Source organism: Mesorhizobium sp. M0698 (genome assembly GCF_040320455.1).
Lineage (GTDB): Bacteria > Pseudomonadota > Alphaproteobacteria > Rhizobiales > Rhizobiaceae > Mesorhizobium.
Genome location: NZ_JAMYPQ010000003.1, coordinates 140,420 through 160,812, shown reverse-complemented (window position 1 = coordinate 160,812; position 20,393 = coordinate 140,420). Strand labels below are relative to the sequence as shown.

At 63.1% G+C, this 20,393-nt stretch carries 19 protein-coding genes; 14 read left to right on the top strand and 5 right to left on the bottom strand.

Going from position 1 to position 20,393, the window contains the following annotated elements:
• The 4 genes from NKI16_RS08465 (at window position 1) to NKI16_RS08450 (ending at window position 4,221) form a co-directional block, all read left to right on the top strand.
• The gene (locus NKI16_RS08465) at window positions 1-768 is read left to right on the top strand and encodes an ATP-binding cassette domain-containing protein (RefSeq protein ID WP_254815918.1); all 768 of its coding nucleotides are present in this window, start codon (window positions 1-3) and stop codon (window positions 766-768) included.
• 67 nt (window positions 769-835) lie between these two features.
• Complete coding sequence (gene iolG, locus NKI16_RS08460) at window positions 836-1,837, top strand: inositol 2-dehydrogenase (protein ID WP_352568500.1); 1,002 nt, start codon at window positions 836-838, stop codon at window positions 1,835-1,837.
• Window positions 1,838-1,860: 23 nt separating this feature from the next.
• Entirely contained in the window at window positions 1,861-2,655 is a 795-nt protein-coding gene (locus NKI16_RS08455; protein ID WP_023677517.1) for an SDR family oxidoreductase, read from the top strand.
• Between the two features lie 474 nt (window positions 2,656-3,129).
• Window positions 3,130-4,221, top strand: a complete 1,092-nt coding sequence (locus NKI16_RS08450) for a 3-deoxy-7-phosphoheptulonate synthase (protein WP_352922530.1) — start codon at window positions 3,130-3,132, stop codon at window positions 4,219-4,221.
• Window positions 4,222-4,434: 213 nt separating this feature from the next.
• Here NKI16_RS08450 and NKI16_RS08445 read toward each other — a convergent pair whose 3' ends face one another.
• A complete protein-coding gene (locus NKI16_RS08445; RefSeq protein ID WP_352922527.1) occupies window positions 4,435-5,544 on the bottom strand; it encodes a Gfo/Idh/MocA family protein in 1,110 nt (369 codons plus the stop codon).
• Between the two features lie 152 nt (window positions 5,545-5,696).
• Here NKI16_RS08445 and NKI16_RS08440 point away from each other — a divergent pair, with 152 nt between their 5' ends.
• A complete protein-coding gene (locus NKI16_RS08440) occupies window positions 5,697-6,542 on the top strand; it encodes a MurR/RpiR family transcriptional regulator (protein WP_023677514.1) in 846 nt (281 codons plus the stop codon).
• On the opposite strand, the gene NKI16_RS08435 is transcribed toward NKI16_RS08440, so the two are convergent.
• Window positions 6,539-7,429, bottom strand: coding sequence for an AraC family transcriptional regulator (locus tag NKI16_RS08435; RefSeq protein ID WP_352922524.1), 891 nt, complete (start codon window positions 7,427-7,429; stop codon window positions 6,539-6,541). The two genes, NKI16_RS08440 and NKI16_RS08435, sit on opposite strands and share 4 nt — an antisense overlap.
• Window positions 7,430-7,567: 138 nt before the next feature.
• Between NKI16_RS08435 and NKI16_RS08430 the strand changes: the two genes are divergently transcribed.
• The 9 genes from NKI16_RS08430 (at window position 7,568) to phnN (ending at window position 17,034) form a co-directional block, all read left to right on the top strand.
• The gene (locus NKI16_RS08430; protein ID WP_352620620.1) at window positions 7,568-8,296 is read left to right on the top strand and encodes an SDR family NAD(P)-dependent oxidoreductase; all 729 of its coding nucleotides are present in this window, start codon (window positions 7,568-7,570) and stop codon (window positions 8,294-8,296) included.
• A 200-nt stretch (window positions 8,297-8,496) separates the two neighbouring features.
• Entirely contained in the window at window positions 8,497-10,431 is a 1,935-nt protein-coding gene (locus NKI16_RS08425) for a bifunctional 5-dehydro-2-deoxygluconokinase/5-dehydro-2-deoxyphosphogluconate aldolase (protein WP_352619344.1), read from the top strand.
• Window positions 10,432-10,465: 34 nt separating this feature from the next.
• Complete coding sequence (gene iolD / locus NKI16_RS08420) at window positions 10,466-12,310, top strand: 3D-(3,5/4)-trihydroxycyclohexane-1,2-dione acylhydrolase (decyclizing) (protein ID WP_352568504.1); 1,845 nt, start codon at window positions 10,466-10,468, stop codon at window positions 12,308-12,310.
• 44 nt (window positions 12,311-12,354) lie between these two features.
• The gene (gene iolE, locus NKI16_RS08415) at window positions 12,355-13,272 is read left to right on the top strand and encodes a myo-inosose-2 dehydratase (protein ID WP_352697239.1); all 918 of its coding nucleotides are present in this window, start codon (window positions 12,355-12,357) and stop codon (window positions 13,270-13,272) included.
• 27 nt (window positions 13,273-13,299) lie between these two features.
• On the top strand, window positions 13,300-13,518 hold the full coding sequence (locus NKI16_RS08410; protein ID WP_023677508.1) for a hypothetical protein: 219 nt from the start codon (window positions 13,300-13,302) through the stop codon (window positions 13,516-13,518).
• 2 nt (window positions 13,519-13,520) lie between these two features.
• Complete coding sequence (gene iolB / locus NKI16_RS08405) at window positions 13,521-14,333, top strand: 5-deoxy-glucuronate isomerase (RefSeq protein ID WP_352568506.1); 813 nt, start codon at window positions 13,521-13,523, stop codon at window positions 14,331-14,333.
• Between the two features lie 148 nt (window positions 14,334-14,481).
• Window positions 14,482-15,189, top strand: a complete 708-nt coding sequence (locus tag NKI16_RS08400) for a DUF1045 domain-containing protein (protein ID WP_352619339.1) — start codon at window positions 14,482-14,484, stop codon at window positions 15,187-15,189.
• 79 nt (window positions 15,190-15,268) lie between these two features.
• Window positions 15,269-16,408 (top strand): alpha-D-ribose 1-methylphosphonate 5-triphosphate diphosphatase, encoded by a 1,140-nt coding sequence (locus tag NKI16_RS08395; protein WP_352576376.1) that lies wholly within the window; start codon window positions 15,269-15,271, stop codon window positions 16,406-16,408.
• Window positions 16,405-17,034, top strand: coding sequence for a phosphonate metabolism protein/1,5-bisphosphokinase (PRPP-forming) PhnN (phnN, locus tag NKI16_RS08390; protein WP_352455997.1), 630 nt, complete (start codon window positions 16,405-16,407; stop codon window positions 17,032-17,034). The genes NKI16_RS08395 and phnN overlap by 4 nt, the downstream gene beginning before the upstream one ends.
• A 91-nt stretch (window positions 17,035-17,125) precedes the next feature.
• Here phnN and NKI16_RS08385 read toward each other — a convergent pair whose 3' ends face one another.
• The 3 genes from NKI16_RS08385 to NKI16_RS08375 form a co-directional block, all read right to left on the bottom strand.
• Window positions 17,126-17,656: a DUF2231 domain-containing protein gene (locus NKI16_RS08385; RefSeq protein ID WP_352620738.1), complete on the bottom strand. Its 531-nt coding sequence runs from the start codon at window positions 17,654-17,656 to the stop codon at window positions 17,126-17,128.
• 153 nt (window positions 17,657-17,809) lie between these two features.
• Window positions 17,810-18,805 (bottom strand): ABC transporter permease, encoded by a 996-nt coding sequence (locus NKI16_RS08380; protein ID WP_023677502.1) that lies wholly within the window; start codon window positions 18,803-18,805, stop codon window positions 17,810-17,812.
• Between the two features lie 23 nt (window positions 18,806-18,828).
• Window positions 18,829-20,373 carry a sugar ABC transporter ATP-binding protein gene (locus NKI16_RS08375; protein WP_352568572.1) on the bottom strand — a complete coding sequence of 515 codons (1,545 nt, stop codon included), beginning with the start codon at window positions 20,371-20,373 and terminating at the stop codon, window positions 18,829-18,831.
• Window positions 20,374-20,393 lie beyond the last annotated feature (20 nt).

Genomic DNA, 20,393 nt, shown 5'->3' with positions numbered 1-20,393 from the left:
ATGTCAGACATCGTCCTGAAGACCGAAAACCTGACCAAGTATTATGGCGGCGTCCATGCGCTGGAGGGTGCCAACTTCGAGCTGCGCAAGGGCGAGCATGTCGCCATCATGGGCGACAACGGCGCTGGCAAATCGACCTTCGTACGCCAGATCACCGGCGTCGAGCAGCGCACCAGCGGCAGGATGTGGTTCGACGGCAAGGAAGTGAATTTTGCCGGCCCCATCGAAGCCCGCGAGGCGGGCATCGAGACGGTGTTCCAGAACCTGGCGCTCGCCGACGACCTCGACGTGCCGTCGAACCTGTTCCTCGGCCGCGAGCGGGTGCTTTTCAATCTCGGGCCCTTCTCGATCCTCGATCGCAAGTTCATGCGCAAGGCGACCGAGGCAGCCTTGGTCCGGACAGCGGTCAAGATCCCCAATCTTTCCAATACTATCCGCCACATGTCGGGCGGCCAGCGCCAGTGCGTAGCAATTGCCAGAACCGCGACCTTTGCTTCCAAGCTCATCATCATGGATGAGCCGACGGCGGCACTCGGCGTGCAGGAGACGATGCAGGTCGAAAACATCATCCGCACGCTGAAGGAGAATGGCGAACCGCTGATCCTGATCTCTCACAACATGCGCCAGGTGTTCGACCTGGTCGACCGCATCGTCGTTTTCCGGCGCGGCCGCATCGTCGCCAATTTGCGCAAGCAGGACACCGACGGCAACGATATCGTCTCCTACATCACCGGCGCCAAGACCGGGCAGGCGGAACTTGCGGCGTAACGGCCAACGCCGAGCACAGGCGCTGACACGCCCTCCCTTCCGAACCATCCTCAAAGGAAAACTCTTCATGCCTCTTCGCTTTGCTCTTCTCGGTGCCGGCCGTATCGGCAAGGTCCATGCTCGCGCCGTCGGTTCCAATCCTGAGGCCAGGCTGGTCGCAGTTGCCGACGCCTTCGAGAAGGCGGCGACCGATCTGGCCTCTGCCTATGGCGCCGAAGTGCGCAGCATCGATGCCATCGAGAAGGCCGGCGATATCGATGCGGTCGTCATCTGCACGCCGACCGATACCCATGCCGATCTGATCGAACGCTTCGCCAAAGCGGGTAAAGCGATTTTCTGCGAAAAGCCGATCGACCTCGACGCCGCCAGGGTGGAACGTTGCCTGGCCGTCGTCGACAAGGCCGGCGCCACCCTGATGGTCGGCTTCAACCGCCGCTTCGATCCGCATTTTGCCGCCGTGCGCAAGGCGATCGACGACGGCGCCATCGGCACTGTCGAAATGGTGACAATCACCTCGCGCGATCCCGGCCCGCCGCCGCTCGACTATATCGGCCGCTCGGGCGGCATCTTCCGCGACATGACCATTCATGATTTCGACATGGCGCGCTTCCTGCTCGGCGAGGAGCCGGTGGCGGTCAGCGCGCATGCTTCGGTGCTGGTCGACAAGAAGATCGGCGAGGCCGGCGACTTCGACAGCGTCAGCGTCATCCTCGAAACTGCCTCCGGCAAGCAATGCGTTATCTCCAACTCACGCCGCGCCACCTACGGCTACGACCAGCGCATCGAGGTGCATGGCTCGAAAGGCATGATTGCGGCCGAGAACCAGCGGCCGGTGTCGATCGAACTGGCCAATGAGAAAGGCTATACGCGGCCGCCGCTGCACGATTTCTTCATGACCCGTTATCTCGACGCCTATGCCAACGAGATCGCTGCCTTCATCGCGGCAGCGACGTCAGGCAAGAAGGCGGCGCCGAGCGGCAAGGACGGGCTGGTGGCGCTCAGGCTGGCGGATGCGGCGCTGAAATCGGCCAAGAAAGGCAAGACCGTCCGCCTCGACAAAACAATCTGACTATCAAGCACAGGAGCAAGGCGATGAACGGTTCAGCCGGTCGCAATTCCGAAACACGCGCCATCGTCACCGGCGGCGCACAAGGCATCGGCTTTGCCGTCGCCGAAGCGCTGGCCGATGAGGGCTGCCGGGCGCTGGCGCTGATCGGCCGCTCGCAGGAGAAGGGCGACAAGGCTGTCGCCATCCTCAAGGGGGCAGGCGTCGATGCCATCTTCATCAGCGCCGACGTCTCAAAAGTGGCCGACTGCAAGCGTGCGGTCGAAACGGCGATTGGCCATTTTGGTACCGTCAACGCGCTGGTCAACGCCGCTGCCACCTCGGCTCGCGGCTCGCTGGTCGAGACCTCCGAGGATCTGTTCGACCAGATATTCCAGACCAATGTGCGCGGCCCGTTTTTCCTGATGCAGGGCGTGGTGGCGCATTTGCTGGCGCGCCAGGTACCGGGCTCGATCGTCAACGTGCTGTCGATGTCGGCGCATTGCGGCCAGTCGTTCCTGGCGCCCTATTCGTCGAGCAAGGGAGCGCTGGCGACACTCACCAAGAATGTCGCCAATGCCTATCGCGGCAATCGCATCCGCTGCAATGCGGTGCTGCCCGGCTGGATGGACACCGAGGGCGAGGCGATCGTGCAGAAGAAATGGCACGACGCGCCGGAGGACTGGTTGGAGAAGGCCGAAGCCGCGCAGCCGATGGGCCAATTGGTGAAACCGGCGCAGCTTGCCCGGTTGATCAGCTATATGATCAGCCCGCAGTCCGGCGTCATGACCGGGTCGCTGGTCGACTACGATCAGAGCATCGCCGGGGCGTCACCGGAATAACGCCGGCAAGTCTAGCGGAACGCCGCCCATCACTTCGTCATCCACGGGCAGAGCAAGGAGCGCAGCGACGCGGCGCAGACCCGAGGATCCATGCCGTGACATCTAGGCGTCGCTACAATGCAGAATTTAGTTCCGCAGCACTCCTTGGCCAAGGCAACGGCATGGATCCCAGGGTCTCCGCGACGGAGCTCCGCTCCTGCTTCGCCCTGGGATGACGAAGTTCGGGGGGCTTCAGCCAATCGCGAATGGGCTGGAGTAAACCTCCTCCTCACCAGGCACGTGACAAGCGCATCCGCATCGACTATATCAGCCCTCATGATCAACCTGACCGCCACATATTGGTACTTTATGAGCTCGCTGGCGGCGGGAGGATTGCGCTCGATCTGAAGATTGCAGCAATAACATCCGAACAGCCGCCAGACCTGGCGGCTTTTTTGTTTCAGCCGGCAGGTCTCCCAATCAGGAGCAGAAGCCGTGTTGACGACCACAGACGATCTTCGGGTCAAGGAAATCAGAGAACTGAGCACACCCGACGAGGTGATGCGGGAAATACCGCGCACGCTGACGGCGACGCGCACCGTTGCCGCATCACGCAATGCCATCCACGCCGTGCTGACCGGCGCCGACGATCGGCTGGTGGTCGTCGTCGGCCCCTGTTCGATCCACGACCCGGCCGCCGCCGTAGACTATGCCAGCCGTTTGGCATCGCTGCGTGAAAGCCTGTCGGACCGGCTGGAGATCGTGATGCGGGTTTATTTCGAGAAACCGCGCACGACGGTCGGCTGGAAGGGCCTGATCAACGATCCCGACCTCGACGGCAGCTTCAACATCGACAAGGGGTTGCGGATGGCCCGCAACGTGCTCTCCGCCGTCAACAATCTCGGCCTTCCGGCGGCCACCGAATTCCTCGACATGGCCACCCCGCAATATATTGCCGACCTCGTCGCCTGGGGCGCGATCGGCGCACGCACGACAGAGAGCCAGATCCATCGCGAGCTGGCGTCAGGCCTGTCCTGCCCGGTCGGCTTCAAGAACGGCACCGACGGCAATCTGCGGATTGCCGCCGAAGCGGTGAAGTCCGCCGCCCAGCCGCATCATTTCATGGCGGTGACAAAGGGCGGGCGCAGCGCCATCGCGACGACCACCGGCAACGAGGACTGCCACGTCATCCTGCGCGGCGGTATTGTGCCGAATTATGACGCGGCAAGCATTGCTGCTGCCTGCACTGAGCTCGGCCGGATCGGCGTGGCGCCGCGGCTGATGATCGATGTCAGCCACGCCAACAGCAGCAAGAAGCCGGAAAACCAGCCGCTGGTGGCGGCTGACATGGCGGGCCAGATCGCGGCGGGCGACGAGCGCATCGTCGGCATCATGATCGAGAGCAACCTCGTCGCCGGCCGGCAGGACGTCGTGCCCGGCAAGCCGCTCGTCTATGGCCAGAGCATCACCGACGGCTGTATCGACTGGGAAACCACCGAAACGGTGCTGCACGGCCTTGCCGACGCCGTCGAGCAGCGCCGGTCGGCGAGACGTGCCATGATCGCCGATCGCCCGGGAGCCGCGTGAGCACTTCTCCTTCTCCCCTTGTGGGAGAAGGTGGATCGGCGCGCAGCGCCGAGCCGGATGAGGGGTGCTGGAAGAAACTCGGCGCAAAAATATTGAGGGATTTTAAGCGGTTATTTCTTCGCTGTAGCGATCCGTCCAACACCCCTCATCCGACCGAGCTTCGCTCGGCCACCTTCTCCCACAAGGGAAGAAGGGGAGACCAGCGCGGGCTTACTACCGCACCGCAATCCAGCGCTGTTCCGCGAACGAGCGCGCCATCGCGTGCACCGTGCGCTCGATCTCCAGGCCTTCGTCGAAATCGATGATCCGCGCCGGCTTGCCGGCAAGTCGCGTCAACAGTTCCCGGCATTCGATAATCTTGAGGTCATTAAAGCCAAGGCCGTGGCCGGGCGCCGGCAGGAAGGCGTCATAAGGCTTATGATGCGGCGCCACCAGGATGGTGCGGTAGCCTTGCTCGGCCGGCCGGTCGGCCGTCAGATAGAGTTGGAACTCATTCATCCGCTCCTGGTCGTACAGGATCGAGCCCTTCGAGCCAAAAATCTGGATGGCGATCCGGCCTTTGCGGCCCCACGCCGAACGGTTGACCAGCAGCGTGCCGGCGATGCCGTTTTCGAGATGCATCAGGATGCTGGCGATGTCGTAGGTCTCGACCGCGCGGCGCCCGCCCGAGGCGACGTGGCGGTCGGCATAGGGCCTGGCCATGTCGCACATGACGCGGGCGACACGACCGAACAGGACCGCAATGATCGACAGCGGGTGCACGGCGAAATCGTCGAGCGCGCCGTAGCCGGACGCCGCCTCGTGCTTCCAGAAGAACAGCGCCTCCGGATCGGCCATGAAGTCCTCGTCCATCTCGATGCGCAGATGGTTGACCTCGCCGATGATCTTCTCGTCGAGCAGTGCGCCGATATGGCGGATTGCGGGGTTCTGGATGTAATTATAGCCGAGCGCGGCCACCTTGCCGGACTTTTGGGCCGCCGCAGCCATTGCTTGCGCCTCGGCGAAGCTCGGCGCCATCGGTTTTTCACACCACAGATGCTTGCCGGCTTCGAGGATGGCGATGGCCATTTCCGGGTGGAACTGGTTCGGCGTGGTCAGCGAAACGACATCGACTTCCGGGTCGTCGACGACGGCGCGCCAATCGCCGGAGGCCTTGGCGAAGCCGAATTCGCTGGCACGGCGTTTGGCAAGGTCCTCGTTGACCTCGCCGAGATGGACCAGCCTTGGCTTGTCCACATCGGGAAAGACGGTGCCGACCGCGTTCCAGGCGATGGCGTGGCACTTGCCCATGAAACCCGTGCCGATAAGACCTACCCCGACCATCTGCCTTGCCTCCGTGTGCGCAAATTGTGTGGATGAATTAGTCCATTTTGTCTGGAGATGGAACGCTTGTCTCATTTTTTATGGTGTTCTTGCACAGGCCCGCTATGATGGGGCACAGAGGGAACCAGACGATGAGCCTGGGCGGAGCGACGATGGACGAACGGGTGCCGCGCGATTTCGAGACGCTGCGGGCGACGATCCTGGAGCGGCGCCACAGCCTGCCGAAACGTATCGCCCAGATCGCCGCCTATGCGCTCGACAACCCAGACGATATCGCCTTCGGCACCGCTGCCAGCATCGCCGCTTCCGCCGGTGTCCAGCCTTCGACCCTGATCCGCTTTGCCCAGCAGCTTGGTTTTGATGGTTTCACCAGCCTGCAGTTGGTGTTTCGCGAGCGCCTGCGCGAGCGCAACTCATCCTATGATGAAAGGCTGGCGGCATTGCGCGCCAAGGCCGAGGAAGGCGCCGGCCACCGCGCGATTTTCGACGGTTTTGTTGCCGCAGCCAGTACCTCGCTCAACGACATTTCGCGCACGCTGAATGAAGACCATTTCGAAGATGCGATCACCGTGTTGGCCAAGGCCGAAACCATTTACGTGCTGGCCAAGCGGCGCTCCTACCCGGTCGCCTCCTATATCGCCTATGCATTGGGCAAGCTCAAGATCCGCAACCAGCTGATCGAATCGGCCGCCGGCCTCAATGCAGAGATGATCGGCTTTGCCTCTCCAAGGGACGCCGTGATCGCCATCAGCTTTTCGCCCTATGCCCCGGCCACCATCGAGGAGGCGCGCGTCATTTCGGAGCAAGGCGTGCCGATCGTGGCGATTACCGACAGCTCCTTTTCGCCACTCGCCCAATTCGCCAGGGTCTGGTTCGAGGTCGCCGAGGCCGATTTCGCCGGCTTCCGCTCGCTGTCGGCGACGATGGCTTTGGCTATGGCGCTGACCGTCGCGGTCGGCGAGAAGCGGCGCGATACTGGCAAGAAGCGCAAGCCTTAGATCACCTCTATTGCGGTTTCGCCTTCTGCCGAAAGCCGCGCTGCGTCGCGGGCAGGCGGCGACCCGAACTGGCGGGCATACTCCCGGCTGAACTGGGAAGCACTCTCATAGCCGACGGCGAAGGCGACACGTGCGACGTTGCCCGGCTCGGCAATCAGCAGATGGCGGGCTTCCAGCAAGCGGATTTGCTTTTGATACTGGATTGGGCTCATGGCCGTCGCCGCCTTGAAGTGACGATAAAACGCAGCACTGCTCATACGGGCAATCTCGGCCAGATCGCCGACCCGGACCGGCTGATGGGGATGCGAACGGATCCAGGCGATCGCCCGGCCAATCCGGGACAGATGGCCATCGGCGCGCGCAAGTTCACGAAGCTTTCCGCCTTGGGGGCCTTGCAGGAGCCGAAACAGCATCTCTCGCTCGATCATGGTCGCGAGCACGGAAATCTCCGCTGGCCGGTCAAGCAGCCGCATCATTCGACGCAACGCGTCGAGCAGATCGTCATCAGCGGGAGAGGTGGAGAAACTGTCGCCACTGAGGGCCGGCGCGTGCTCGACGAGGAGCGCGGCGACGGCCTGCAGGTCAAGGGTCAAGCCAATGGCCAGGTAAGGACGCGCCGCGCTCGCTTCGATTATCTGGCTGATGGTGGGCGTCTCGACAGTATAGATGAAATAGCTGGCCGGATTGTAACGAAGAGCTCGGTCGCCGATCAGAACCGTCTTCGCGCCCTGCAGTACGAATAAGATCCCCGACCCCCACACCCCTGACAATGGCGGCGTGGCGACTTCGCTGCGGCCGATCGAAACGCGGGGAACCGCCGTTCTTGTTCGTCGCCCGCGCGCATGGCGGCCGGCGATCTCGATCAACTCCTGCAGCGCCTTGCTCATTGCGCCAGCATCGCGCATTCGCACCGGCGCCGCAACAGCGTGAGAGGATTAGGCAAGAGCCGGAGAATTTCCGGCGCGCAACGCCCGCTGCCTCGCACCATTTGTGGGTCTTCCACAAGAAAAATGGAGACACCGATTATGAGAACATCGAAAAGCGCGCTGGTGACCGGCGCCAACAAGGGTATAGGCCATGAAATCGCCCGGCGACTGGCGACCATGGGCTTCAAGGTCTGGCTCGGCGCCAGGAGCGCCGAACGCGGCATGGCGGCGGCGCAGGCATTGCGCGCCGAAGGCCTCGACGTGGAGTGGCTTGAGCTGGACGTCACGCGGGATGACAGGGTGAAGGCGGCAGCCGAGGCATTCAGGCAGGCCAGCCCCTGCCTCGACGTGCTGGTGAACAACGCCGGCGTCGCCATCAATTACGACCTGCCGCCGAGCCAGCAGCGGATCGCCGACATCCAGGCCACCTACGACGTCAATGTCTTCGGCCCGATCCGCGTGACCCAGGCATTCCTGCAGCTGCTGCTAGCAGCACCTGCTGCCCGGATCGTGATGGTGAGCAGCTCCACCGGGTCCATCGGCCGGGCGCTCGATCCCGCCACTGCGAACCACGCCGTTAACATGATGGGCTACGGCAGCTCCAAGACAGCCTTGAATGCCATCACGGTGGCGTTCGCCAGGGAGCTCGCGCCCCAGGGCATCAAGGTCAACGCCGCGGCGCCCGGCTACACTGCCACCGATCTCAACGGGTATAAAGGTCACCGCACGGTGCAGCAGGCGGCCGAGATCGTCATTCACCTGGCGACCTTGGACGCCGATGGCCCGACCGCCGGGTACTTCAACGATGATGGCCCGCTTCCTTGGTAAATCAGCTGGTTTCAGTGGTAGACACTTGACGTTCGTCTGACTTCAAAGTTTCTGAACGCGCGAGCCTTGCACAGCACTTTTCAGTCTTGGGAATGCTCGTTCCATATTGACTATGGATTGGAATTATTATTTCATATTGCCGGCGCCACGCTGCCGCTCGCGCGTGTTACCCAAGACAACAAAGCCGATGGGAGGTTCGAATGGGCGAAGCCGTGGAAGCGAAATATTCGCCGCTCGACATCATCACCATCGGCCGCGCTTCCGTCGATCTCTATGGTCAGCAGATCGGCTCGCGCCTCGAGGACATTACTTCCTTTGCCAAGTCGGTCGGCGGCTGTCCGGCCAATATCGCGGTCGGTACTGCCAGGCTCGGCCTGCGCTCGGCGCTGCTCACCCGCGTCGGCAATGAGCAGATGGGCCGCTTCATCCGCGAGCAGCTGACCCGCGAGGGCGTTTCGGTCCAAGGCCTCAAGACCGATCCGGAGCGGCTGACCGCCCTGGTGCTGCTGTCGGTCGAGGATGAAGGCGTCTCGCCGATGATCTTCTATCGCAGCGATTGCGCCGACATGGCGCTTTCGAAAGACGATATCGATGAGGCGTTTATCGCTTCGGCACGCGCGGTCGTCGTCACCGGCACGCATTTTTCACGGCCCAACAGCGACGCCGCCCAGCGTAAGGCGATCCGTGTCATGAAAGCCAAGGGCGGCAAGGTGGTGTTCGACATCGACTACCGCCCCAACCTCTGGGGTCTCGCCGGCCACGCCGAAGGCTTCGAGCGCTATGTGAAATCCGACCGCGTCTCGGCGCAGTTGAAGACGGTGCTGCCCGATTGCGATCTCATCGTCGGCACCGAAGAGGAAATCATGATCGCCTCGGGTGCAGACGATTGCCTGAGCGCGCTGAAAACCATCCGCTCGCTGTCGGCGGCAACCATCGTGCTGAAACGCGGCGCCATGGGCTGCATCGTCTATGACGGGCCGATCAGCGACGACCTCGAGGACGGTATCGTCGGCAAGGGATTTCCAATCGAGGTCTACAATGTGCTCGGCGCCGGCGACGCCTTCATGTCGGGCTTCCTGCGCGGCTGGCTCGGCGAGGAAGGCCTGGCGACGGCGGCGACCTGGGCCAATGCCTGCGGCGCCTTTGCCGTGTCGCGGCTGCTCTGCGCACCGGAATACCCGACTTTCGAGGAATTGCAGTTCTTCCTGAAAAACGGCAGCAAGCATCTGGCGCTGCGCAAGGACGAGGCGATCAATCACATCCATTGGGCGACCACGCGCCGGCGCGACATCCCCTCGCTGATGGCGTTCGCCTGCGACCACCGCGTCCAGCTGGAGGATGTCGCGGCAAAAGCCGGCGCCGATCCGTCGCGAATCCCAGCTTTCAAGGTGCTGACGGTCAAGGCTGCGGCCAAGGTTGCGGCTGGCCGCGCCGGCTACGGCATGCTGCTCGACGAAAAATACGGACGCGAGGCGATGTTCGAATTCGCCCACCATTCCTTCGCCTGGCTCGGCCGGCCGGTCGAGTTGCCGGGTTCGCGGCCGCTTCGCTTCGAGTTCTCGCAAGACATAGGTTCGCAACTGACCGAATGGCCGGTCGACCACTGCATCAAGTGCCTGTGCTTCTATCATCCCGACGATCCCGCGGCGCTGAAGAGCGAACAGCAGCAGAAACTGCGCGCTTTGTTCGAGGCCGCGCGGAAAGTGGGCAGAGAACTTCTGGTCGAGATCATCGCCGGCAAGCACGGCAGGCTCGACGACATGACCATCCCGCGCGCGCTCGAGGAACTCTACGCACTCGGCATCAAGCCCGATTGGTGGAAGCTCGAACCGCAGGCATCGGCCGGCGCATGGGCAAAGATCGAGGCGGTGATCCTGAAGAACGATCCGTGGTGCCGCGGGATTGTGCTGCTTGGCCTCGAAGCGCCGCAGGACGAATTGGAAGCGGCCTTTGCTGCCACCGCCAAGGCGTCTATCGTCAAGGGCTTTGCCGTCGGCCGCACCATCTTCATCAACGCGGCCGAACAATGGCTTGCCGGCAAGATGTCAGACGATGAAGCGGTTGCCGACATGGCATCTCGCTTCGAGAGACTGACCGAGGCATGGCTTGCGGCGCGCGGCCGCAAAGCGGCATAAGAAGGCGCGGCATAAGGACTGCGGAGGAACCGACATGACCAAGACAATCCGCCTGACGATGGCGCAGGCGCTGACCCGCTTTCTTGCTCGACAGATGACCGAGATGGACGGGAGGAAAGTGCCGATCTTCGGCGGCGTCTGGGCGATCTTCGGCCACGGCAATGTCGCCGGCGTCGGCGAGGCGCTCTACCAGGTTCGCGACGAACTGCCGACCTTCCGTGCCCATAACGAGCAGGCAATGGCGCATGCGGCGATCGCCTACGCCAAGGCCAATTTCCGCCGTCGCTTCATGGCCGCGACCAGTTCGATCGGCCCCGGCGCGCTCAACATGGTGACCGCTGCGGCACTTGCGCATGTAAACAGGTTGCCTGTCCTGTTTCTGCCCGGCGACGTCTTCGCCAATCGCATTCCCGATCCCGTCCTGCAGCAGGCCGAGGATTTTTCCGACGGCACGGCGACGGTCAATGACTGCCTCCGCCCGGTGTCGCGCTATTTCGACCGCATCACGCGGCCGGAGCAGATCATGCCGGCGCTCAACCGCGCCATGCAGGTGCTGACCGATCCCGCCGAATGCGGCCCGGTGACGCTGGCGCTGTGCCAGGACGTGCAGGCCGAGGCCTATGACTACCCCGAGAGTTTCTTTGCCGAGCGACTCTGGACGCCGCGACGGCAGCGCCCGGACCGCAACGAACTGGCGGCCGCAGTCGCGGTACTCAAAGCGGCGAAAAAGCCGCTGGTGATCGCGGGCGGCGGCGTACTCTATTCGCAGGCATCCGAGGAGTTGGCAAAACTGGTGCAAGGCGCCGGCGTTCCAGTTTGTGAGACGCAAGGCGGCAAATCCTCGCTCCCGGACGATCATCCGTTGAACATGGGCGCGGTCGGCGTTACCGGCACTTCGGCGGCCAACAGGCTGGCCGAAGAGGCCGACGTCGTGCTTGCCGTCGGCACCAGACTGCAGGATTTCACCACCGGCTCCTGGGCATTGTTCAAGCATGCCGGCAGGACCATCATCGGGCTCAACGTGCAGCCTTTTGACGCCGGAAAGCACCAGGCGCTGCCGCTGGTCGCCGATGCGGCGGAAGGGCTCGCCGAACTCGCTGCGGCGCTGAAAGGCTGGAAAGCCCCTTCAGGCTGGACCGACAATGCGATCACGGGCAAGAAGAACTGGCAAGCGGATGCCGACAAGGTGACGGCGTCGACCAATGCCGCCTATCCGTCCGACGCGCAAGTGATCGGCGCAGTACAGCGCGCCATGGGCTCCGGCGTGGTACTGCTTCATGCCGCCGGCGGCTTGCCCGGCGAATTGCACAAGCTATGGCAGGCGGGCGCGCCCGGCTCCTATCACGCAGAATACGGCTTCTCGACAATGGGCTACGAAATCGCCGGCGGGCTTGGCGTCAAGATGGCCAAGCCGGACGAAGAGGTCGTGGTGATGATCGGCGACGGCTCTTACCTGATGCTCAATTCCGAGATCGCGACCTCGGTGATGCTCGGCCTCAAGCTGACCATCGTGCTGCTCGACAACCGCGGCTATGGCTGCATCAACCGGTTGCAGATGGCGACCGGCGGCGCCAACTTCAACAATCTGCTGAAGGACGCCCGTCACGAAACCTTGCCCGAGATCGACTTCGCCGCGCATGCTGCGAGCATGGGTGCGATTGCCGAAAAAGTGCCATCGATCGCCGGGCTGGAAACGGCGCTGGCGCAAGCGAAGAAGAACACGCGAACGACCGTGCTGGTCATCGACACCGACCCGCTGGTTTCGACCGAGGCCGGTGGAAGCTGGTGGGATGTCGCAGTGCCGGAAGTCTCGGCACGGCCGCAAGTGAATGCGGCGCGCAAGAAATACGAGGAAGCGCTGAGCGGGCGGGTTCTTTAGCCATCCGCGAACGCGCCTCGAATGTCTGAAACTGGAGTGACGACTTGAAAGCCAAACTGGGCATGTCCCCCATTGCATGGTGGAACGACGATCTTGCCGAACTCAGCGATGATGTGTCGCTGGAGGAGTGCCTGCGCCAGTCGCGCTCGGCTGGCTTCACCGGCATGGAAATGGGCCGCCGCTTTCCCAACGATCCGGAGATCATGCTGCCGATCCTGAAAGAGGCCGACGTGACGCTTTGCGGCGGTTGGTTCTCCGGGACGCTGGTCAATGAGGATATATCGGGGAATAAGGATCGCATCCAGCCGATGATCGACCTGTTCAAGGCGGTGAATGCGCCCTGCATCGTCTATGGTGAAGTCGGCCGCTCCATCCAGGGCGACCGCTCCAAGCCGCTCGCCACCAAGCCGAGGCTTTCGGACGATGAGATGAAAGCCTACGCCCGGCGGCTCACGCAGTTCGGCGAATGGTGTGCAGAGCAAGGCATGCCGCTCTCCTACCATCATCATATGGCGGCAGTAGTTGAGACCGAGCCGGAGCTCGACGCTTTCATGCGCTATTCGGGCGAAGGCATTCCGCTGCTGCTCGACGCCGGTCACCTGGCCTTTGCCGGCGGCGATGTGCTGCGCGCGATAAACAACCACCACCGGCGCATCAACCACGTGCATGTGAAGGACGTACGCATGGAGGTGATCCAAAAGCTGGATCGCAACAAGCAATCGTTCCTCGACGCGGTGGCACTTGGCGCCTTCACCGTGCCGGGAGATGGCTCGCTGGATTTTGGCGCCATCGTCCAGAGGCTCGCCGACCATGGCTATGAAGGCTGGTTCGTGGTCGAGGCCGAGCAGGATCCGAAGAAGAACCCGCCGCTCAAGATGGCGCAGGTCGGCTACAAGGAATTGATGCGGGCTATGACGGCGGCCGGCTATACGGTGGAGACACAGGGCTTTCCCAATGCTTGAGAGTTCGCGAGGAAAGGTGTTGATCCGATGAAAGACTCCGAGCACCCGTTTTTCCGGCCGCTGTGGCGGCGCGTCGCCGTTGTCGCGGTCTGCCTGGTCTGGTCGGTGATCGAATTCGCCACCGGCACGCCGTTCTGGGGCGTGATCGCGCTCGGCTTCGCCGGCTATGCCGTCTGGCAGTTTTTCTACCTCTACAAGCCGGCTGACGAGGACGAGCCATCGGCAGACGCCAAACCGAAGGAATGACCATGTCGAAACTGCTCGTCAAAGCCAATAAGGGCCACGGCCGCATCGCCCATGTGACGCCGCAAAGCGCCGGCTGGACCTATGTCGGCTTCGATCTGCATCGGCTCAGGCCCGGCGAGAGCGCTTCCGGGCAAACCGCGGATCGTGAGGTCTGCCTGGTGTTCGTCACCGGCAAGGGCAAGGCCAAGGCCGGCGGCAAGGATCTCGGCTTGCTCGGCGAACGCATGTCGCCCTTGGACGGCAAACCTTGGTCGGTCTATGTGCCGCAGGGGTCGGAGTGGTCGGTGAGCGCCGATACCGATCTCGAACTTGCCGTCTGCTCGGCGCCAGGACTGGGCGGCGGTCTGCCGGTCCGTGTCATCGGGCCCGACGATCTCGGCCAGGAGGTTCGCGGCAAAGGCACCAACACGCGCTATGTCACCAACATCCTGCCGGAGGGCAAGCCGGCCGATTCCTTGCTGGTGGTTGAGGTCATCACACCCGGCGGCCACACATCGAGCTATCCGCCGCACAAGCACGACCAGGACAATCTGCCGGCTGAATCTTATCTCGAGGAGACCTATTACCACCGTCTCAACCCGCCACAGGGCTTTGCTTTCCAGCGCGTCTACACCGATGCCGACGAGAACGGTGCTCGTTCGCTCGACGAGGCGATGGCGATCGAGGACGGCGACGTCGTGCTGGTCCCCAAGGGTTATCACCCCTGCGCAGCCTGCCACGGCTATGATCTCTATTATCTCAACGTCATGGCCGGACCGAAGCGGACGTGGAAATTCCATAACGCGCCCGAGCACGAATGGCTGATGAAGGCCTAACCACTTCCCCTTCGCCCCAACCGCTGGTCCAAGCGAAAAATCGTCGGCTAACGACCCGGCTGTGTGGTTTTGTTACCGAAAACGCCGCAAAGCTTCGTCAATTCGTCATGGAAATCACCTATGGCAGCGGGGCTGACGAGGACTTTCGATGCGCTACGCGATCTATTTCACCCCCCGACAAGACGAACCGCTGGCACGTATCGCCGCCAACTGGCTCGGCCGCGACCCATTCGGTGCCGCCACAAAGCCGGTCGAGGCTGCGGGCGAGTTGTCGGCGGCAGAAGTTGCCTTCCATACCGCCTCGGCACGCCGCTATGGCTTTCATGCGACACTGAAGGCGCCCTTCAGACTGGCCTCCAACGAGACGGAAACGTCGCTTCGTGCAGCACTCGACGATTTTGCCGAGGCGACGCCGGTGGTTACGATCCCGCGCCTCATCGTCAGCCAGATCGACGGCTTCTTCGCGCTGTTGCCGGAAGCACCGCTGCCGGCGCTCAACCGCTTCGCCGACGACGTGGTGCGCGACTTCGACCGCTTCCGCGCGCCGTTGACGGAAGCCGAGATCGAACGGCGCAGCCCCGATTCGCTGAAGCCCGACGAGTTCCGCAATCTCTGCCAGTGGGGCTATCCCTATGTCTTCGAGACGTTTCGCTTCCATATGACGCTGTCCGGCCGGGTGTCGTCACAGGAAAGCCCTCGTCTTCGCCTAGCAATCGACAGCCTGTTTGCGGACGTGCTGCAACGGCCGGTGGCGGTGGACGCGCTGACGCTGTTTGTGGAAACTGAACCGGGCGCACCGTTCATGGTGCTGTCCCATCACGCGCTCGGGCGCCGCCCGGCCAGAAGAACTGCCTAAATGACTATTTGCTTTAACCGCATGGTGCGAAGCCAATTCATTTTCAATTGGCTGCAAAATGCTGCAAGGACTGCCTGAAATGACCGCCGAGACCGTTCTTGACAATGCCCGCATCGTGCTCGCCGACCAGATCGTCGAAGGGTCGATCGTGCTGCGCGATGGGGTGATCGCCGCCATCGATCCCGGCGCTGGCCGCAGCGGCGAGGACATGGGCGGCGACTTCATCATCCCTGGCCTGGTCGAGCTCCACACCGATCATCTCGAAGGCCATTACGCGCCACGGCCGAAAGTGCGCTGGAACCCGATCGCCGCGGTGCTCGCCCATGACGCGCAGGTGGCGACCGCCGGCATCACCACCGTGCTCGACGCCTTGCGTGTCGGCATGGACGAGGATGCCGACCTGACGGCCGCCGACATACGCAAGCTGGCCGACGCGATCGAGGACAGCGTGCAGCAGGACCGGCTCAGGGCCGACCATTTCCTCCATCTGCGTTGCGAGGTTTCGGCGCCGGACTGCCTCACGGCCTTCGCCAATTTCGACGGCGACGAGCGGGTCAGGCTGGCGTCGCTGATGGACCATGCGCCCGGACAGCGCCAGTTCGTCAATTTGGAAACCTACGCCTATTACTACCAGCGCAAGCTGAAGCTGACCGATCGCGATTTCCAGAAATTCTGCGAAAAGCGGATGGCGGAATCGGCGAGGAATTCGAGCCCGAACCGCAGCTTCATCGCCGCTGCCTGCCAAGAGCGCGGCATCGTGCTCGCCAGCCATGACGACGCAACCGTCGGCCATGTCGACGAAGCGATCGAGCAAGGTGTGCGCGTCGCCGAGTTCCCGACCACTGAGGAGGCGGCGCGGGCTTCAAAAGAGGCAGGGCTCGGCGTATTGATGGGCGCGCCGAACGTCATGCGCGGCGCGTCGCATTCGGGCAATGTCTCGGCCCGCACGCTGGCCGGCGATGGCCTGCTCGATATCCTGTCGTCGGACTACATTCCGTTCAGTCTGATCCAGTCAGCCTTCTTCCTCGGCGACGTGGTCGAGGGCATTTCCTTGCCACAGGCGGTGGCGATGGTCTCGAAGAATCCGGCCGAGGCGGTCGGCCTCACCGATCGCGGTGTCATCGAGCCCGGCCGGCGCGCCGATCTGGTTCGCGTGCGCGTCGACGACCATGTCCCGGTCGTCCGCACGGTCTGGCGGCAGGGACGCCGAGTCGCATGATGGTGTCGGCATCGGTCGAGCGTGAATTGTCCGCTACGGGATTTCCGATCCGGGACGGTGTCTTCGTCGCCGTCGTCGGGCCGAGCGGTGCCGGCAAGGACACGGTGATCGGCTATGCGCGCGCCGTGTTTGCCGACGAGAGCCGGCTGGAGTTCGTGCGCCGGGTGATCACCCGGCCGAGCGATGCGGCCACCGAGGATCACGATACGCTAGCCGATGCTGCCTTCGTCGAGGCCGAAGCGGATGGCGCCTTCGCCATTTCCTGGGAGGCGCATGGCCTGCGCTACGGCATCCCGGCCGAAGTCGACTGGTCAGTCTCCAACGGCCGTGTCGCGATCGCCAACGTCTCGCGCGCGATCATCCCGGCGCTGCGGGAGCGCTACGCCAATCTGGCTATCGTCGAGATCACGGCTACACCGGAGATCCTGGCCGAGCGGCTGGCATTGCGCGGTCGCGAGTCGCGCGGCGAAGTGCTGGCACGGCTGGCGCGCAGTGCCAATGTGGCGCTGTCCGGACCGGGTGTCACCTCGATCGACAATAGCGGCCCTCGTGAAGCCGCCGGCGAGCGCTTCGCCGAGGTGCTGCGCAAGGCCATGGCCTTCTCCGACATGTCGGGCCTTATCTAAAGTAGCGCCCATCCGATGCATTCGGTATGGGCGCTACTTGTCTAACCGATATCTTTTTGGAAACCGGTATCCACTTTTCGGGATTATGGCCTCATGCGGCGTGCCGGTCCCGACCAGCGTGACGAGTATCCGTGGCAGTGGTTGTCGAAGGCTTCGCTGGCGCATCCGCTGGTGTATCCAGAACTGCAACGTGGTGCCGATACACCATCTCCCAGCCCTTCCAGCCGGTGAACAGCAGTATGCAGACCACTATGAACGACAAGAGCGCACCCCATGGGCGGACCGCGGCTTCGGCGCCTTGCGCATAGCGAAGGTAGAAATTGATCAGTGCCACAATGACCGCGGTCAAGTTGCCCAGCATGTGGTACCAGGCGTCGGACAAGGCGCGAATGCGCGGCTCGTTGAGGAAGTCGATAAAACCGGCTGTCGCAGCGAGAAGGGCCATTACTATGGCTGCCCCGATCAGCCACATCGATGCTCGTGCCCAGAAGGCATCGGCAGTCCCCCAGAAAACCAGGTCGGTGACAAACGCACCGACAAGAAACGCGACAGGAAAAGGTATCAGCATCGGGTGGAGGGGGTGAGTTCCTACTTTGGCGGTACTAACTGGATTCGTGGGCATGGAACGCCTCCGCGCAGCAAAGCTTAAATAAACGCTCAGATACGGGTTTCGTTCCAAATAGAGACCGACCTGAACTGCTGTCGCGAAGCTCCGGCTGACTCTTTCACGCCACCTGCCATGGCAGTCGGCGTATTTCATCCAGCTATTTTTGCGTCACTCAGCGGCAGCACCCGCCACGCCCTTGCGTGTGGCTTCCAGCATCCGCCGCCGCGCCCTGAACACGCCCCATTGCTGGTCGACCAGCACGCCGATGAGGATCACCCCGCCCATGACGGCGAAGTTGAGCGAGGACGGGATGCCGAGCAGGTTGACGAGGTTCTGCAGCTCCTGCAGCAGCACGGTGCCGAGCAGGACGCCGATCAGCGAGCCTTCGCCGCCACGCAGCGAGAAGCCGCCGAGCACCGCGGCCGCGATGGCATAGAGCTCGTAGAACTGGCCGTGGCTCGCCGGCGAGATCGAGCGTGTGTACATGGCGAAATAGATAGCTGACAGCGCCGTCAGCACGCCGCAGATGACATAGGCGGCCATGACGATGCGGCCGGTGCGGATGCCGGAATATTTTGCCGCTTCCTCGTTCTTGCCGATGGCATAGAGATAGCGCCCGAACACCGACCGGTGCAGCACCACCCACATGACGACGGCGATGACGATCAGTGCGATGAAGCTGTTCGGCACGCCCCAGGACCGCCCCGCCGTCAGGAACTCGAGTTCCGGGAAGTTCTGTCCGAAGGCAAAGCCGGCGGTGCCGTCGGCGGTGTAGAAGCGCGCCACGCCGCGATAGATCAACAGGCCGCACAAAGTCACCACGAAAGGCTGCAATTTGAGCCGGGTGATCAGCCAGCCATGCGCCAGCCCGATGATGCCGCCGAGCACCAGGATCAGCGGCAGGGCGACCGGCCAGGCCATGCCGCGCGTGGCGATGAAGTCGATGAACAGCACGCCGAGCAGCGCAACCACCGAGCCGACCGACAATTCGATGCCACCGGTGATGATGACGAAGGCTTGGCCAATCGACAGGATGCCGAACAACCCGATCAGGTTCGAGGTGTTGGCGAGATTGATCGGCAGCAGGAAGCGTGGGTTGATGATCGCCACCACCGCGCCGACCACCAGGATCAGGATCAGCAGGCCGAGATCTTTCTTGCTCATCGTCTTCTCCCAATGCCTGCGAACTACTTCGGCTGCTTGCCGACCGCCAGCAGCAGCACGTTTTCCTGGCTGAACCGGTCCTTGTCGAGAATGCCGGAGATCTGGCCTTCATGCATGACGGCGATACGGTCGGAAACGCCGATCACCTCCTCCATGTCGCTGGAGATCATCAGCACGGCGACGCCGGCATCGGCCAACGCCCGCATCAGCCCGTAGATCTCGGCCTTGGCGCCGATGTCGATGCCGCGGGTCGGCTCGTCGAGGATCATCACCTTCGGCTTCATCGCCAGCCATTTGGCCAGCACGACCTTTTGCTGGTTGCCGCCCGACAGCGTGCCGGTGCGCGTCTGGACGGAGGGCGCCCTGATGCCGAGATTGGTCTTCTGCTTCTCGGCGGTGGCGGATTCCGCGCCGGCCGAGACCAGCGAGCGCCGCGAATGCGCCGGCAGATTGGGCAGCGAGATGTTCTGGGCAATCGACAGGTCGAGCAGGATGCCGGTCAGCTTGCGATCCTCGGGGACGAGGAAAATACCGTTGGCCACTGCGTCCGCAGCCGAACCTAGAACCAGATCTTTTCCGTCAAGCTGGAACGAGCCGCCAAAGCTCTTGTCGATGCCGAACAGGACGCGCGCCAGCTCCGTCCGGCCGGAGCCGACGAGACCGGCGAGGCCGAGGATCTCGCCATGCCTGACATCGAGGTCGACGGGCCGGTCGGGATAGGCAGCGGTGCGAATGGCCTTGACCGACAGCGCGACAGAGCCCGGCGGGCGCGCCGATTCCGCGGCCTTCTCGCGCTCCTTCAGCATGCGGCCGATCATCAGCTTGACCATCTGGTCGTGATTGATGGCGCTCTTCGGCAAGGTTCCGGCGAGCATGCCGTCCCTGAGCACGACGACGCGGTCGGCGACGCGCTCGACCTCGTGCAGGCGGTGCGAGATGAAAATGACGCTGATGCCGTCTGCCTTCAGCGCCTTGATGACACCGAGCAGCTTGTCGGTTTCGGCGATCGGCAGGCTCGATGTCGGTTCGTCGAGGATGACCAGCCGCGCCTTGATCGACAGCGCCTTGGCGATCTCGACCATTTGCTGCTGGGCCAGCGACAGCGCCGACACCGGAGTATCGGCCGAGAAATTGGCGCCCACGCGTTTGAGCAGCGGCGCCGCCAGCGCTCGCAGCCTGGCGCGGTCGACCAGCCTGAACGGGCCGGCGCGCAGCGGTTCGCGGCCGAAGAAGATATTGGCGGCGACGTCGAGGTTCTCGAACAGGTTGAGTTCCTGGTGGACGAAGGCGATGCCCGAACCGATGCTGGCCTCGACGGTCAGACTGTCATGGGCGACCCCATCGACGGTGATGGTGCCGGTGTCCGGCCGGGTCACGCCGCCGAGGATCTTCATCAGCGTCGATTTGCCGGCGCCGTTTTCGCCGACCAGGCCGATGACCTCGCCGGGCCTGACCTCGATCGAGAACCCGTCCAGCGCGACAACGCCGGGATAGGTCTTGCGCACGCCGTCGAGGCTCAGGAACGGAGCGGCCGTGGATGCAACGATGGATGGATCGGAATAATTCATCACGCCTGACAGCAGCCGGT

Bases quoted from the DNA above. Each gene is read 5' to 3' on its own strand.
- NKI16_RS08465 (WP_254815918.1), top strand. From the start codon at position 1: ATGTCAGACATCGTCCTGAAGACCGAAAACCTGACCAAGTATTATGGC.
- NKI16_RS08430 (WP_352620620.1), top strand. From the start codon at position 7,568: ATGAGAACATCGAAAAGCGCGCTGGTGACCGGCGCCAACAAGGGTATA.
- iolB (WP_352568506.1), top strand. From the start codon at position 13,521: ATGTCGAAACTGCTCGTCAAAGCCAATAAGGGCCACGGCCGCATCGCC.
- NKI16_RS08375 (WP_352568572.1), bottom strand. From the start codon at position 20,373: ATGAATTATTCCGATCCATCCATCGTTGCATCCACGGCCGCTCCGTTC.
- NKI16_RS08445 (WP_352922527.1), bottom strand. From the start codon at position 5,544: ATGGTCGGGGTAGGTCTTATCGGCACGGGTTTCATGGGCAAGTGCCAC.
- NKI16_RS08395 (WP_352576376.1), top strand. From the start codon at position 15,269: ATGACCGCCGAGACCGTTCTTGACAATGCCCGCATCGTGCTCGCCGAC.
- NKI16_RS08410 (WP_023677508.1), top strand. From the start codon at position 13,300: ATGAAAGACTCCGAGCACCCGTTTTTCCGGCCGCTGTGGCGGCGCGTC.
- iolG (WP_352568500.1), top strand. From the start codon at position 836: ATGCCTCTTCGCTTTGCTCTTCTCGGTGCCGGCCGTATCGGCAAGGTC.
- NKI16_RS08380 (WP_023677502.1), bottom strand. From the start codon at position 18,805: ATGAGCAAGAAAGATCTCGGCCTGCTGATCCTGATCCTGGTGGTCGGC.
- NKI16_RS08440 (WP_023677514.1), top strand. From the start codon at position 5,697: ATGGACGAACGGGTGCCGCGCGATTTCGAGACGCTGCGGGCGACGATC.
- NKI16_RS08455 (WP_023677517.1), top strand. From the start codon at position 1,861: ATGAACGGTTCAGCCGGTCGCAATTCCGAAACACGCGCCATCGTCACC.
- NKI16_RS08435 (WP_352922524.1), bottom strand. From the start codon at position 7,429: ATGAGCAAGGCGCTGCAGGAGTTGATCGAGATCGCCGGCCGCCATGCG.
- phnN (WP_352455997.1), top strand. From the start codon at position 16,405: ATGATGGTGTCGGCATCGGTCGAGCGTGAATTGTCCGCTACGGGATTT.
- iolD (WP_352568504.1), top strand. From the start codon at position 10,466: ATGACCAAGACAATCCGCCTGACGATGGCGCAGGCGCTGACCCGCTTT.
- NKI16_RS08400 (WP_352619339.1), top strand. From the start codon at position 14,482: ATGCGCTACGCGATCTATTTCACCCCCCGACAAGACGAACCGCTGGCA.
- NKI16_RS08385 (WP_352620738.1), bottom strand. From the start codon at position 17,656: ATGCCCACGAATCCAGTTAGTACCGCCAAAGTAGGAACTCACCCCCTC.
- NKI16_RS08425 (WP_352619344.1), top strand. From the start codon at position 8,497: ATGGGCGAAGCCGTGGAAGCGAAATATTCGCCGCTCGACATCATCACC.